At 67.3% G+C, this 14,649-nt stretch carries 12 protein-coding genes; 7 read left to right on the top strand and 5 right to left on the bottom strand.

Annotated elements, in window-relative coordinates:
• Window positions 1-107 precede the first annotated feature (107 nt).
• Window positions 108-551: a MarR family winged helix-turn-helix transcriptional regulator gene (locus MICSW_RS12925; protein WP_228178452.1), complete on the bottom strand. Its 444-nt coding sequence runs from the start codon at window positions 549-551 to the stop codon at window positions 108-110.
• A 43-nt stretch (window positions 552-594) separates the two neighbouring features.
• Between MICSW_RS12925 and MICSW_RS12920 the strand changes: the two genes are divergently transcribed.
• The 3 genes from MICSW_RS12920 (at window position 595) to MICSW_RS12910 (ending at window position 5,065) form a co-directional block, all read left to right on the top strand.
• Entirely contained in the window at window positions 595-2,433 is a 1,839-nt protein-coding gene (locus tag MICSW_RS12920) for a DUF2207 domain-containing protein (RefSeq protein WP_464496179.1), read from the top strand.
• A gap of 130 nt (window positions 2,434-2,563) precedes the next feature.
• The gene (locus tag MICSW_RS12915) at window positions 2,564-3,775 is read left to right on the top strand and encodes an MFS transporter (RefSeq protein WP_228178454.1); all 1,212 of its coding nucleotides are present in this window, start codon (window positions 2,564-2,566) and stop codon (window positions 3,773-3,775) included.
• Between the two features lie 417 nt (window positions 3,776-4,192).
• Window positions 4,193-5,065 (top strand): aggregation-promoting factor C-terminal-like domain-containing protein, encoded by an 873-nt coding sequence (locus MICSW_RS12910; protein WP_464496178.1) that lies wholly within the window; start codon window positions 4,193-4,195, stop codon window positions 5,063-5,065.
• A gap of 209 nt (window positions 5,066-5,274) precedes the next feature.
• Here the strand turns inward: MICSW_RS12910 and MICSW_RS12905 are convergent, their stop codons facing one another.
• A complete protein-coding gene (locus MICSW_RS12905) occupies window positions 5,275-5,574 on the bottom strand; it encodes a YrhK family protein (RefSeq protein ID WP_292727290.1) in 300 nt (99 codons plus the stop codon).
• A 122-nt stretch (window positions 5,575-5,696) separates the two neighbouring features.
• Here MICSW_RS12905 and MICSW_RS12900 point away from each other — a divergent pair, with 122 nt between their 5' ends.
• Window positions 5,697-7,415: a long-chain-fatty-acid--CoA ligase gene (locus tag MICSW_RS12900; protein ID WP_464496177.1), complete on the top strand. Its 1,719-nt coding sequence runs from the start codon at window positions 5,697-5,699 to the stop codon at window positions 7,413-7,415.
• Window positions 7,416-7,690: 275 nt separating this feature from the next.
• The gene (locus tag MICSW_RS12895) at window positions 7,691-8,737 is read left to right on the top strand and encodes an isopenicillin N synthase family dioxygenase (protein WP_292727294.1); all 1,047 of its coding nucleotides are present in this window, start codon (window positions 7,691-7,693) and stop codon (window positions 8,735-8,737) included.
• On the opposite strand, the gene MICSW_RS12890 is transcribed toward MICSW_RS12895, so the two are convergent.
• Entirely contained in the window at window positions 8,731-9,396 is a 666-nt protein-coding gene (locus MICSW_RS12890; RefSeq protein WP_292727296.1) for a TetR/AcrR family transcriptional regulator, read from the bottom strand. The genes MICSW_RS12895 and MICSW_RS12890 overlap by 7 nt on opposite strands.
• A 101-nt stretch (window positions 9,397-9,497) precedes the next feature.
• Here MICSW_RS12890 and MICSW_RS12885 point away from each other — a divergent pair, with 101 nt between their 5' ends.
• The gene (locus tag MICSW_RS12885) at window positions 9,498-10,541 is read left to right on the top strand and encodes an NAD(P)-dependent alcohol dehydrogenase (RefSeq protein WP_292727298.1); all 1,044 of its coding nucleotides are present in this window, start codon (window positions 9,498-9,500) and stop codon (window positions 10,539-10,541) included.
• Here the strand turns inward: MICSW_RS12885 and MICSW_RS12880 are convergent.
• Window positions 10,529-13,324 carry a S8 family serine peptidase gene (locus MICSW_RS12880; RefSeq protein ID WP_464496176.1) on the bottom strand — a complete coding sequence of 932 codons (2,796 nt, stop codon included), beginning with the start codon at window positions 13,322-13,324 and terminating at the stop codon, window positions 10,529-10,531. The two genes, MICSW_RS12885 and MICSW_RS12880, sit on opposite strands and share 13 nt — an antisense overlap.
• Window positions 13,325-13,466: 142 nt before the next feature.
• Here MICSW_RS12880 and MICSW_RS12875 point away from each other — a divergent pair, with 142 nt between their 5' ends.
• Entirely contained in the window at window positions 13,467-14,291 is an 825-nt protein-coding gene (locus tag MICSW_RS12875) for a formate/nitrite transporter family protein (RefSeq protein WP_464496175.1), read from the top strand.
• Here MICSW_RS12875 and MICSW_RS12870 read toward each other — a convergent pair.
• A complete protein-coding gene (locus tag MICSW_RS12870) occupies window positions 14,260-14,625 on the bottom strand; it encodes a DUF2834 domain-containing protein (protein ID WP_292727302.1) in 366 nt (121 codons plus the stop codon). The two genes, MICSW_RS12875 and MICSW_RS12870, sit on opposite strands and share 32 nt — an antisense overlap.
• Between the last annotated feature and the right edge of the window lie 24 nt (window positions 14,626-14,649).

The raw sequence follows: 14,649 nt of genomic DNA, 5'->3' as shown, positions 1-14,649 counted from the left end.
CACGCCCGGGATCGCCTGCCGCGCCGTTTGCAGGATGAACTGGCGCCGAGGTCTAGAAGAGAGTCGAGACTCCGGGTCTCGTCCTGCGTTCGGCCCGGATGCAGGCTTCAGCAGTCTGACGCGCGGGGGCCGCGGAGCTTCGAGGTGAGCGTGCGGAGCTGTTCGAGTTCGGTGTCGCTCAGGGTTGACATCCGTTCGGCGATGGACCTGCCGTGAGCTGAGGCGACCTTGCGAAAGAGACCGGCACCCCGATCGGTCGCGGTGACCACCGCGCCGCGGCCGTCGTCCGGATCCGAGCACTTGGTCAGCAACCCCGAGGCGACCATCCTGTCGACCAGGCGCGAGACACTCGGCTGGCTGATCAGCATGTTGGATGTCACATCGCGCAGGCGCGCCGACATCCCCGGCGCGCGGGTGACGGTGAGCAGGACGTCGTACTCGCCCTGCGTCAGTTCGCCGACGATGAAGTCGCCACTGATCTCGGCGAGCACTTCGTGTTGCGCGCGGAACAGACTCTCCCAGGCGTCGATCGCCAGTCGCCGGTCCGTCATGCACACCAGAGTACGACCATGCCGGCGCCCGTAGGCTGATCACATGTCAGCTCGGATCCTGACGCGGCGGGCCGTCGGCGCCGCCGCGGCCGCCGCCCTTGCTCTCGTCGCCCTGGTCGCGTGTTCGGTGAGCGTGTCGTTCGGCGACGAGGCTGCCGCTGTGTCGACAGACGTCAACGACTTCGTCTTCGAGAGCATGGCTGCCGACTACACCCTGGGCCGTGCGGACGATGGAACCAGCACGATGACCGTCGTCGAGACATTCGTCGCGGTCTTCCCGGAGTACGACCAGAACCGCGGGATGCGCCGCATCCTGCCCGACTCGTACCTTGGTGCCCCGCTGCACCCTCAGCTCGTGTCGATCACCGACGCCGAGGGAGCCCCGCGGCCCGCCGAGGTCGAGAGCGAGGACGGGGTCTACGTCATGACCTCGCGCGCCGACGACTACGTGCATGGCGCGCAGACCTACGTCTTCACCTACACGCTCGAGAACGTCGCCCGCTTCTTCGACGACACCGGGGTGGACGAGCTCTACTGGAACGTCAATGGTGTCGACTGGGCCCAGCCCTTCGGGTCGGTCTCGGCGACGCTGCATGTGCCGGCAGAACTCGCATCCGCACTCACGGGGGCGGAGTCCTGTTACGTCGGTGCGGCAGGCGCTACCGACCAGTGCCCGATCGCCTCGACGACGGATGCCGACGGCGGCGTGACAGTCACGGCATCCGCCACCGACGTGCTGGCCTACGAGACCGTTACGATCGCCGTGGCCTTCGACGCCGACACCTTTGCGTCCTTCGACAGCTCGTACGTCGCGTCGCCGTTCGGATGGCTGCAGGCTCTCGCGTTTCTCGGCGTGATCGGTTCGTTCGTATGGGCGATCGTCTTCCGGACCAGGATGCTGCGTGACGAGCCCGGGCGGCCGACGATCATCGCCGAGTTCAACCCGCCGCCGCGGATCGACGCGCTGGAAAGCGCGGTGCTGCTGGGAAAGACGACCAAGGCGATCCCGGCTGAAGTGCTCGAACAGGCGGTCGTCGGCAGCATCCGTATCGAGGAAGCCGGTCGCAAACTGTTCGGCGGTCTGAAGCTCAAGGCGGTGCTGCTGGACCCCGCGCGCGCGGACGGTGACGGCTTCCTGCTGCTCCAGGGACTGTTCCCGCACATGACACCCGGCGAGGAGTACGAGTTCGGATCGAACGACACGCGGCTCTCTTCCGCTGCGCGCCGCATCATCAAGGCCGCCGAACGGGAACTCGACACCCGAGGACTTCGGCGTGCGGTTCCCAGCGGCTCGCGGTTCTGGCCGATGTTCGGGTCGATCGTGTTCGGCATCCTGACGATCGTGTTCGGGTTCTTCGCGCTCGGCGCGTTCGTGGACGCCACCATCCCTGTGCTCCTCATGATTCCGACGTTCGTCATGATCTTCGTGGTCGCACTCCTCGTGTCCCGGAAGCCTCTGACCGCTGCCGGCGCCGAGACCCGCGATCATCTGAAGGGCCTGCGGATGTTCATCGAGTGGGCCGAGGCTGACCGGATCCGGATGCTGCAGTCGCCGCAGGGTGCCGAGCGGTTCGCTGTGGACGAGGCCGGCGCGCGTGTGGATCCCGCGAATCCTCGTCAGATGCTGCGGATCTACGAGACCTTGTTGCCGTATGCCGTGGTCTTCGGCCAGGAGGAGGAATGGGCAGAGCATCTCGCTGTGCTGTATGACCAGACCGGTGTTCCCGGCTGGTACGTCGGCACGGCGGGATTCAACGCAGCGGCGTTCTCTTCGGGCATCTCCACCCTCTCGACGACGACCACCTCGTCCACCTCGGGTGGTTCCAGCGGTGGCGGGAGCGCCGGCGGTGGTGGCGGCGGTGGTGGCGGCGGCGGAGTCTGATTCGCTCCGCGCCGGGGTTCAGGGCAACATGGACGAAATCCTCCGCTGATAGAGTCCGACCCACAACAGTTCATCAGCGGGCGGGCGACGTCATCCGGGTCGGGGGATGCGTCGGAAAGAGATTCCGTCTGTGACCGATCCGTCGTCGGGGCGTTCTGCCCTTGCCGCCTACCGCGCCCTGCCATCTCTCGCCGGCTGGGGCTATCTCATTGCGACGTCATTCGGACGCCTCCCGGTGTCCATGGTGCCGCTTGCCATCCTGACCCTCGCGACCTCGGCGACCGGTTCAATCGCGGTCGGAGGAGTCGCCGCCGCCGCGACGGCGCTCGGGGAAGCGGTCGGAGCCCCCGTCGGCGGCGCCCTCTCTGACCGGTGGGGTCAGCGCCGCGTCCTCATGATCGGCGTCGTCGTCAATGTCGCATCCGCCGTGGCCTTCGTCCTCACCATCGGGAACGTGCCCGACGGTGTCGCTGTCGCGCTCGCGGGATTGGCTGGTCTCTCCCTGCCGCAGGTCGGACCTCTCTCGCGGGTGCGCTGGCTCGCGATGTCGCGCGAAGACGTCTCGGCGGCGTTCGCGTTCGAGGGCGTCGTCGATGAGGTCGTCTACATCATCGGTCCGGCGCTGGTGGGGATCGTCGCGGTGGCGCTGTCCCCGCAGGTCTCGCTGCTGGCGGCGGCAGCGCTGATCGCGGTGTTCGTGACGCAGTTCGCTCTCCACCGCACCGCCGCACTGGTGCCGCGCCGCGACACGAAGCCGGATGCCGAAGCCGTAGAGGTGGCAGAACCTGGCCGCGCTCGCTGGGCGATGGCGGCCCTCGTGCTCGGAGGCATGCTCGCGATGGGCGTGTTCTTCGGGGCGAGCCAGGCGGGGCTCACGGCGTTCGCGCAGGCTCAGGGGATGCCTGATGCGGGTGCGCTCTTCTATGCCGTGATGGCAGTCGGTTCAGCGGTCACGACGTTGGCGATGGTCGCCCTCCCGCCCTCGATCGGGCCCTGGACGCGATGGATCGGCGCAGCCGTCGGCATGGCGCTCGGTGGCGTCGGCATGACCCTTGCCCCGACCGTCCCGATCGTGCTGCTGTTCGCGGTGTTCGCCGGCGCCTTCCAGGGGCCGGCGCTGCTCACGCTCTACGGCGTCGCGGGCTCCATCGTCGAGCGCGGCCGGGCGGGAGTTCTCATGACACTCACCGGCAGTGGGGTGGTGTTGGGTGTCGGCATCGGTACCGCGGCCGGTGGCGCCGGAGCCGCGACCGGGGGCGCCGCGGTCGCGTTCAGCCTTGTCGTGGCGGCATCCGTACTGCTTGCCCTGCTCGGCGCTGTCGGGCGGCTCGTGCGTCGCTGACTGAGCTGGCGCCGGGGCGTCGCGCAGGCACAAGTAAGGGCCGGTCGGAGAGGCTTCCGACCGGCCCTTGTCCCTTGCACCAAGAGTGTCCTGCAATCACATGCCGGTAGCTGCCACAGCAAAACAACTACCGTGCAAGCACTCTATAACGGTGAGGTAACGGAAGGGAAGACCTCGCCGTTATCTTTTTGTGATTCATAGCTGACGCATGATTCGGTCAGGCTTCGTGGAGCTTTCGTTCAGGATCAGCACCCAGACTCGGAAACTTGTGTGCCGTCCCGAGGCACTCTCTTTCCGGGCCCACTGGTGCTGCCCGCTTGATTCTCCGATCAGGAAGCCACTGAATTCGTGCGTCAACGCTCATCGTCAACTCCTTTCCTCTCCCGCCCTCGTGCCCGTGCTCTGACTGCAGCTGCCATGGGTGTGACCCTGCTGCTGGGTGCCTCATCGACGGCCGCATTCGCGGACACACCCGCCCCCGCGAGTGCGTCGACACTCGGCGGTGAAGCGCCCCCGCTTCCCGCATCCATCCAGACGGAGGCATCCTCTGTTCAGTCCCTGACCTCGGATGCCGAGGCGGCTCTTGCCGCCGCCGCGACGGTGGTTGCTGACGCCGATGCTCTGAACGAGGAGGTTGCGGCATCCGGGCTGACGGTCGAAGCTCCGACAGCCGTGTCGGTATCGGCGGTGGACGTGGCAACCGCCGATCTCGAGGGCCTGGATCTTCTGCCGGTCGTGCTGCTGCCCTCGCTCACCTCCGCGGTGACGGATGCTGTTGCCGATGCGCAGGCGGACATCGACGCACTGCGTGAGCGACTCGCTGCTGCCGTCGCCGCCGAAGAGGCGCGCCGGGCTGCGGAGGAAGCCGCCGCCAAGGCCGCGGCTGAAGAGGCCGCGCGCGTCGCAGCCGAGGAGGCTCGCCGAGCCGCTGCCGCTGCTGCTCCGGCCGTATCCGGTCCGGTCGCTTCGACCGGTGACAACTCCCCGGGTGCGGCGCAGGCCGCTGCCCGTGACATCATGGCGTCGCAGTACGGCTGGGGTGACGGTGAGTTCTCGTGCCTCGTGTCGCTGTGGAACAAGGAGTCTGGCTGGAACTACGCCGCCTACAACGGTTCCAGCGGCGCAACCGGTATCCCGCAGGCGCTGCCGGGCAGCAAGATGGCGTCAGCCGGTGGCGACTGGGCCACTAACGCCGTCACGCAGGTGCGTTGGGGCCTTGGTTACATCGCCGGACGCTACGGCTCGCCGTGCAACGCGTGGGGTCACTCGCAGTCAGTCGGCTGGTACTGACTACGGGGCACAAGTAAGGGCCGGTCGGAGAGGCTTCCGACCGGCCCTTGTCCCTTGCACCAAGAGTGTCCTGCAATCACATGCCGGTAGCTGCCACAGCAAAACAACTACCGTGCAAGCACTCTATAACGGTGAGGTAACGGAAGGGAAGACCTCGCCGTTATCTTTTTGTGATTCATAGCTGGTGCACGATCCGCGATGCGGAAACATCAGTAATCCCCGCCATGATCGGTCCGGTCTGGAGTGTCAAAGCGCTGGAGATGTATTCGCCGAGCAAGCCGGATGCTCGGCCGAATGAGCAGCTGGACGCTGCCGACGATGAAGAACCACGTGCCGACTGTCGAGGTGGACTCCGAGAGGAAAAGGACGCTTCCGACAACGAACATCACGCCGATGAGGAAGTCGTTGGCGGTGCTGAGGGTCTCGTAACGGTTCCGGATAACGAGCTCGTCGTGTCCAACAGGAATATTGAGGTCGGTCGGATCTTGGTTGTTCTCAGAATCGGCCATCGCGACATCGTGCCAGACCGCCCGCCGCGACCGCGACCCCGGCCGTGTTCGTATCGACGTATGCCCGGCGGGACGTATGGGCCTCCGTAGACTGGCGCGCGCTGCCGATCAGAAACGAGACGATGAGCATCCCGAACCCGTCTGAGCACTCGTCGCCGCTGGCCCACCGCCCGTGGCTTGCCGCCTACGCCGACGGGGTGCCCGCGGACATCGACCCGGTCGACCAAACGCTCGTCGACATGCTTTCGGCATCCGTCGACCGCTACCGCAAGGACGTTGCCCTCGAGTTCTTCGGCGAAACGACCACCTACGGCGAACTGGGGGAGCAGGTCGAGCGGGTCGCGAACGGATTGCGCAAGCAGGGGGTCGTCGCGGGTGACCGGGTAGCGCTCGTGCTGCCGAACTGCCCGCAGCACGTCGTGGCGTTCTACGCGATCCTGCGCCTGGGCGCCATCGTCGTCGAGCACAACCCGCTGTACACGGCTCGCGAACTGCGCCACCAGTTCGAGGTGCACGGCGCGGTAGCCGCGATCGTGTGGGACAAGGTTGCCGACACGGTCGCCGAGATGCCCTCAGACGTCAGGCCGCGAACGATCGTGTCGGTTCGGATGCCGGACGCGCTGCCCCTGGGCAAGCGACTTGCCCTGAAGCTCCCGGTCCCCGCCGCGCGGGAGACCCGCACCGCGATGACGGCGACACCGACCGCGAGGAAGCTCGTGGCGTGGAAGACGTTGACGACTGCCCGCCGTCTTCCCAAGAAGACCGCGAAGCCGGCGCTCGATGACATCGCGCTGCTGCAGTCGACCAGCGGAACGACCGGAACACCGAAGGCCGCCATCCTCAGCCACCGCAATCTGCGCTCGAACGCGGCGCAGGGCCGGGCATGGGTGCCGGGCCTGAAGGAAGGCGCCGAAACGTTCTATGCGGTGCTTCCTCTGTTCCACGCGTACGGCCTCACCCTGTGCCTGACCTTCGCGATCTCGATCGGGGCGCGTATCGTGCTGTTCCCCCGGTTCGATGTCGACGCGGTCGTCACTGCCGCGAAGCACTCGCCGCCGACCTTCCTACCGGCCGTCCCGCCGGTCTACGACGCCCTCGCCCGGGCGGCTGCCCATCGGCGGATCGACCTGCGCAGCATCCGGTTCGCGATCTCGGGGGCCATGAGCCTGCCGATTCCCACTGTGACGCGGTGGGAGGAAGCCGGCGAAGGCCTCCTGGTCGAGGGATACGGGATGACCGAGTCCTCACCCGTCGCACTCGGAAATCCCATCGGTCCCACGCGGCGCCCCGGGACGGTCGGGGTCCCGTTTCCGAGCACCGAGATCCGCGTCGTCGACCCCGATAGCCCGACCGTTGATCGCGCCATCGGGGAGGCGGGGGAGCTGCTCATCCGCGGACCCCAGGTCTTTCAGGGGTATTGGGAGCGCCCTGAGGAGACAGCCGTAGCCCTGCTTCCGGGCGGCTGGCTGCGCACTGGCGATATCGTGACCGTCGCTGAGGACGGTTTCGTCACGGTGATCGATCGCGTGAAAGAACTCATCATCACAGGTGGCTACAACGTGAGCCCGAGCGAGGTCGAGCAGGTGCTCATGCTGCATCCGGATGTCGATGCCGCGGCCGTCGTCGGCGTCCCGCGCTCCTCGGGGGGCGAGGATGTCGTGGCAGCCGTCGTCATGCGGGACGGTGCCCACTTCGACTTCACGGGACTGCGGGACTTCGCACGTCAGCATCTCGCCGGCTACAAGGTCCCGAAGCGCATCGTTGACGTTCCCGACTTGCCGCGCTCGCAGATCGGCAAGGTGCTGCGCCGCTCGGTGCGCGAGAGTCTCACCCGAGGCTGAGGCCCTCCCCCCAACCCGCGCCCCCGCGGTGCAACTGACCCACAGGTGCGGCAGTTTCGTGCATCCGCTATACATCGATGCGCCGCGGATGCGCACAACTGCCGCACTCGTGTGACGTTGAGCCGGACGCGGCGCAGCACCTGTGAGGTCGAATCGAGGCGACGTAACGCAGGCGAAACGCCTCGCGCGTATCGTGACGCGTAACGCTCATGAAAGCGAAAGCCCGCACCCCGCGGGTGAGTGGAAAGCGTGAAGCGGCTCGAGAAGGAGTTGCTATGACATTCCAGGTCCCCCTCGTGGACATCACCGCATACGTGACCGACGGGACACCCACCGCCAAAGCCGATGTTGCTCGCCGTATCGACGACGCGTGTCGCACCGTCGGGTTCATCCAGATCACCGGTCACGGCATCCCGGATGCCGTGATCCACGGCCTCACCGAGGCTATGGATGCCTTCTTCGCCCTGGACCTCGAGACGAAGAAGACCTACCGGACCCCGCCGCAGATCAACCGCGGGTACAGTCCGCCGAAGTCGGAGTCGCTGAGTCTCAGCCTCGGCGTCGAACAGGCGAGTCGCATGAACGACTTCTTCGAGGCGTTCAATATCGGAGCATCAGCCGCCACCTATCCGCACATGGCGGAGCTTCCACAGCCCGACTACGCCGAGAACATCTGGCCCACGGTCGACGGGTTCCAGGCGCAGGTCGAGGCGTACTTCGCCGAGGCTGCCCGCGTCGCCCGGGTTATGACGCGGATCTTCGCCGACGCGCTGGGACTCGACCCGGAGTTCTTCGTCTCCCGCACCGATCACTCGCTGGACGTCATGCGGATGAACAACTACGCGCTCCCGCCGGGGACCGACGTGACCCTGGACGGCGACCTCATCGGCATGGGCGAGCACACCGACTACGGGATCGTCACCATCCTGTGGGCCGATCAGGTGAAGGGCCTGCAGGTGCTCGGAGCTGACGGCTCGTGGAACGACGTATCGCCGGCTGACGACGCCCTCCTGATCAACCTCGGCGACGTCACCGCCCGCTGGACCAACGAGCGCTGGATGTCGACACTGCACCGCGTGAAGCCACCCGTGATCAATGGCACCATCGAGCGACGCCGGTCGGCGGCGTTCTTCCACGATGGAAACGTGGATGCCCTGATCGAAACACTGCCCTCGTGCGTGGACGCCGATCATCCCGACCTGTACGAGCCGGTCACCGTCGGTGAGCACATCGCCGCGAAGCTTGCCGGATCGCGCGCTGGCGTGCGCAATGCGTCTGCTCAGCGGGAGTCGGCGCGCGTCCTCGCCAGCCAGCGCTACTGAGGATCTCGGCGTCCGAGGCGCGCATCGAGACCGTCGAGCAGAAGCATCAGACCGAAGTCGAATCCTGACCCCTGCTCAGAGGCGTGAAGGTTCACGTGCTCGATGAGATGAGTGTGTCCGACCTGTTCGAGATAGGCCAGGGCGGCGTCGCGTTGCTCCAGTTCGGTGGCGGCATCCGTCGGCGCGAAATCGAGGGCTTGAATGACGTACCCCTGGATGTAGGCCTCGAGCACGTGATGGGCGTGAAAGGCCTGTTCGGGCGTGAATCCAGCGCTGCGCAGGTGCCCGAGGGATGCGTCGATATATGCCATCCGCGCCGGACCGCCACTGGTCGCACGAATCCGGTTTGCCCACGGGTGGTGCAGCAGCGTAGTGAACGCTGATCGGGCAGTCCGGCGTACCGCCGTGCGCCAGTCGCGCGCGTCGCCGGTCAGGGTGACCTCGGCCCAGACGAGATCCACGATCCCGTCGATGACGGCCTGCTTCGACGGCAGATGGTGGTAGATCGACATCGCCTCGACGCCGAGCCGGGCCCCGAGCGCTCGCATGGTGAGCGACTCGAGCCCCTCGGCGTCGACGAGTTCGAGCGCCGCGGCGAGGATGCTGTCGCGACTGAGTGGTCGGCGAGTCGCGTCGTGGGCTCCGTCGGATTTCGTCATCTGACGACCTTCCCGCACCTTGACGAACTTGCGGTGTAAGACTAGCCTGATCCTTAGCCATACGGCGTAAGGCTGTACTCGTTCACCTCAGGAGGGCCACCATGCGCGCTATCCGCCGCTCCCGCTACGGCGGACCGGAGACGCTCGAGATCGCTGACGTCGAGGATGAGCCGCTGGAGGAGGGACGAGTCCGGCTGAGGGTGGCCGCTGCATCGCTGAACCCGTTCGAGTGGCATCACCTGCGTGGCCTGCCCTGGTTGATGCGCCCAACATCCGGATGGCGACATCCGCGCAATCCCGGACTCGGTGTGGACGTCGCCGGCGTCGTTACTGAGGTCGCGGATGACGTCGCTGATCTGCGGGTGGGGGATGCCGTGTTCGGCGTCGCGCGAAACTCGCTGGCGGAATCGGCGACGGCGCGCGCGGAGTATCTCGTGCGGATTCCCGACGGCGTGGAGCCGGAGGCCGCGGCTGCCGTGCCGCTTGCCGGTCTGACGGCGCTGCAGGCGCTGCGTGATCAGGGGCAGATGACCGCGGGCTCTCGCGTGCTGATCCTCGGTGCCGCGGGCGGCGTGGGGCATTACGCCGTGCAGGTTGCCCGTGCCCTCGATGCTGGTCGGGTTGTGGCCAGTTGCAGCGGGCGCAACGCCTCGTGGGTCGAGGGGCTGGGCGCGGACCGCGTTCTGGACTACACGCGGGGCGAGGTCGACGACATCGACGAGCGGTTCGACGTCATTCTCGACATCGCCGGCGGGGCGCGAATCGCCTATCTGCGATCCCTCCTTGCGCCCGGCGGGTCGCTCGTACTCGTGGGCGGGCCCGGCGATGGCATGTTGCTCGGCCCGGCGACCCGGATCTTCGGCGGATTGATCGCGAGTCGGTTCCGCCGTGAGCGGGTCGTCGGGGTCAACGCGACGTGGTCGGGACCCGACCTCGCCATCCTCGCGGCGATGCTCCGTGACGGTTGCGTGCGCACCGTCATCCACCGCATCGTCGGGCTTGCTGACGTGCCCACGGCGATCGCAGAACTAGAAGATGGTCATGTTCCGGGGAAGTTCGTTGTTCGTCCCATGAGCGATGAAGGAACGCGCGAACCGAACAACGCCCCCTCGTGGAGCGGGTTAAATCCCCGTCAGCGGTACTGATCCGGCTTCGCGGACCGAAGCAGCTCCGCGCGACGCCGACGCTTTCCGGCGACCGATGCCAAGGCCGCACCGGCCAGCACGATCACTGCCGCCGCGGGAAGAAGAACCGCCGGGCTCTCGGTCGGCCCGGTCGCGCTGAGCGTGCCCCGGTTCTGGGCGACGGATGCGGGGACCGCGGCATCCGCTGCGACGCTCAGGCCTGTCCAGCCGAGAACGGTGCCATCGGCTGCGAGGACGACGAGCCGGTGTGCCCCACCCGGAACTGACGCGGGAATCGTGAAGCTTGCCGTGCCGGCGGCTCCGGTCCAGGCCCAACCGAGCGAGACCGGCGTCGAGTACAGGTACCCCGCGACCCACGACAGGGGTGGCAGGCCTGTGATGGCCACGGTTCCGCCGTCGGCGGGAAGACCGGTGGGTGATGCCGTGATGCCGCCTGCGGCATCCGGGGTCAGTGTGTCCGGCGATGGTGGGGCTGGTAGCGGCGACGGCTGGGGCGGGACCGGCGTCCGGACGGATGTTGCGACTGCCGTTCCGGCGTCGCCCTCGCCATCGAGCACCGAAACGCTCACGGTGTAGGCGGTGTCCGGATCGAGATCGACATAGGTCGGAGCGGTTTCATCGTCGGCGAGGGTGGCCGTATCGATTAGGTCGTCGTCGGCGCGCAGCTCGACGAGATAGCCGCTGGCCGTGGAAACCGGATCCCAACTCGCGGCGATGCTCGTAGCCGACAGCGCCTCAGCGATCAGCCCATCGACCGTGGGTGTGGGAAGGATCGCGAGGGCGCCGTAGGCGTCGGCAAGACCCGCGCCGAACACGTCAGCATCGTCGAGGTATGCGGGGTACGGATTGGTCATGCCCGCCGCGGAGTCGAGGATGGCTGCCGTGATCTCATCGGCGCTGGCCTCCGGGGCATACTGCGCGGCCAGAGCGTGGATCGCGGCGACGTGCGGAGCTGCCGCCGACGTTCCCGAGAAACGGTGCGCGCCGTCTGTCGTGTCGATCGGGAAGAAGCTCGTCTGCGTGTCGTCGACGCCCGCGATGGACGGCGTTGCCACCCTGACGAACTCGTCGTACTCCTCGGACGGTTCACCGGATGCCGGATCGACGGGCGCGAAACGCAAGAACGACGGGCCGGGAGAGGTGAACGCCTCGGGTGAGCCCGCCGAATCCCATGGCGCCGCCGCAACCCCGACAGCCTCTCCGTGCCCCGAATGGCCGTAGGTCACGTGTCCGACGAGGTCGGTTCCGTCACTCTCGTCGTACTCGAGCCAAGCGAGATTCTGGATGCCGGTGAAGAACGTGATCCACACCGCAGGTGAGGTGATCTCATCCTCGGGGATTCCCGTAAGGTCGCGAAATAACACCATCTGGTAGTCGGCCATCTCGGCATCCTCGGTGAAGCCCGATGCCTGCACTGGCAGCGCGGGGTCCAGGTTGCTCGGCTGGCTCACCGCCGTGGGCTCGGCATCCGTCGTATACGCCACCAGCGCGAAGTCCGTCGTCACCCCATACTGCGGCTCGGCCCAGCTCATAAGAAGGACGGGCGGGTCGCTCTCGAACATGCCGAACGTGAGCGTCGGGTCGGCGTCGGGGCCCGGGTCGAAGTCGAGGCAGTCGTAGGCCTCGACGTCGTCGCCGGGGTCTGCCCACTCCGGGCACGCCGTCCCGCGATACGCCAGCGTTTGCCAGGACGAGATCGGTTTGTCTTCGCTCTGGGTTCCCTCGGCGCCCGGTAGCCCGCTGTTACCGGCGGAACTGTAGTACGCGACGCCCTGGTCGCGGACCTGCGTGATCGCCAGCGAGATGACGCTTTGCTGGTAGTAGGGCTCGTCAGCAAAGCCGAGGTCGTCGACGATGATGTCGGCGCCAGCATCCGCGAGATCGAGGATGGCATCGGCTGTCGCGTCCCGGCCGGCGTACCCCGTGGCAAAGACGATCTCGGCCCCAGGCGCGATCCCGTGCACCAGCTGTGCCATCGCCCGGCCCTCGTCCGTGCCCGGCTGCGAATCATCGAGCACGCGGACCGGCGTGGTGTAGCCGCACGGGTTGCCGGGTCCGGGAAGGAGGCCGGCGGCGATGTCTTCCTCGGGCGTCGTGACGTCGGTGAAGCGCGCGTACGAGTCGGAAATGATGCCGATGGTGATGCCAGTGCCGTCCACGCGATAGACCTCGCGAGCGAGGTCGGAGCGGTGAGGTCCGTCGGCTTCGACGGGGAGGTTGCGGCAGGATGCTCCGCCCGGGGCCATCGGCACGCCACGCGCGGTGCCGACCGGGGCGGCAGTGCCGAGACCGCGTGACGCGCCGCCAGCCATCTCGCGGCCGGTGATCGGCCTGATGGCAGGCACGACGGAGGTCACCCCCGGCACCGCTGTCAGCGCATCGAGGTCCTGCGTATCCACGGAGACATCGACGGTTGGGCTCAGCCGGTGGACGCGGTTCACGGCGCCGATGGCCTCGAGTGCGGCAAGGTCGGCATCCGTCGGGCGGGAGGAGAAGGTGACGATCACCGAGAGGCGGCCGTCGGCATCCGTTGCGAGGCTGCCCGCTCCGTCCTGCGGAAGGGCGACGGCGTCAGCGAGTTCCTCGGGGGAGGTGGCGCCGGTTCGGGTCGCGTCGGTGATCTTGTCCAGGATGCTGGAGGCCGCCGTGTCGGGCTGGGTGGTGTTGGTCTCGTCAGGCTCCGCGGGGCTCGCCGTGGCGGCGGCTGGATGAGCTGCCCAGGCGCTCGCGGCGAGAACGAGAGTGATGGTGGTGGCCCCCAGTGCGCGCACAGCACGATGCATGACGTTGTCCCCCGAGAGTGTCTGCAGGCACACTCTCCCACAACATCGCGTCACGTCGCGAACCTGCGGGCAGCGGCGGGGATTCGACGCGGTGGGACCTACGCCCCTACATGTGGCCTGACCACATCGCTAGCGTGGCGATGTGCGCACGATCGAAGACACCCTCGACGTCCAGGCCGATGCGGCGATCCACAAGATCGAGGGGATGCGGCATCCGCTGCGGTTCGCCATCTCAGGAATGCTCGCCGGCGCCTACGTCGGCATCGCCGTCGTCCTGATGCTCAACGCTGCAGGCCCGCTCGCCGCCGCGGATGGCGGGTGGGCGAAGCTCGTGAGCGGACTCGTGTTCGGCGTTGCCCTCACCCTCGTCGTGTTCGCCGGTGCCGAGCTGGTCACGTCCTCGATGATGACGCTCACGCAGGGCACGCTCATGCGGGCCACCGCTGCCGGCCCGGCCACGGGCGCGCTCGGGTTCACGTTCGTCGCGAACCTCGGGGGATCAGCAGTCTTCGGGCTCTTCGTTGCCGCCTCGGGAGTGCTGCACGCCAACCCGGCAGCCGGCGAGATGCTCGAGGCGATGCTCGATGCCAAAGCCCACGAGTCCCCGCTCGAGCTGTTCGTGCGCGGCATCCTGTGCAATGTCCTTGTCTGCCTCGCGATCTGGATGGTGGCACGATCGACCACGGACGGCCCGAAGTTCGTCGTGATCTTCTGGGCGCTCCTGGCCTTCATCACCTCGGGATTCGAGCACGTGGTGGCGAACATGACGACCTTCACTCTCGGCCTCGCTACCGGGGTTCCGAGCGCCACCTGGCTTTCGTTCGGCACAAACATGCTGTGGGTCGGGCTCGGAAACCTCGTCGGCGGCGCGGTTGTCGTCGGGCTCGCCTACTGGGTTATCGGCGGATCGCCCCGGTGGCCGCAGGCGCACACGCTCACGCCTGAGGAGGCGCAGGCGTCGGTGTGACGGATACCGCCAGTTGCGTCATCCGGCGCTGGCGCATCGCCAGAAACAGCGGGAAGGTGAACGCGAACGCCGTCAAGCCCGAGCCGAGGATGTAGAGCCACGCGAAGCGTATGCCGAGCCGCCGCGCCTCGACCACGATGAACACGCACCCCGCGACGGCGACGACCACCAGGTCGACCGTGATCGATGAGACCGCCGGGCCGCTCGTGACGAGATCGCCGATGAAGTCGCGGAGCTGGATAATCGCGAGGGCGTTGAACCACCATGTGCCCACGAGGCCCGCGAAGGCCAAGGCGAGATAGGTGACGGCCAGGGGGCTCCAATGGCGACTCATGCCTCGATCTTGGCCGCTCGCGCA

The organism is Microbacterium sp. SW12 (assembly GCF_055391095.1).
Note: the sequence above shows the minus strand (reverse complement) of the source record. Positions and strands in the feature narration are given on the sequence as shown.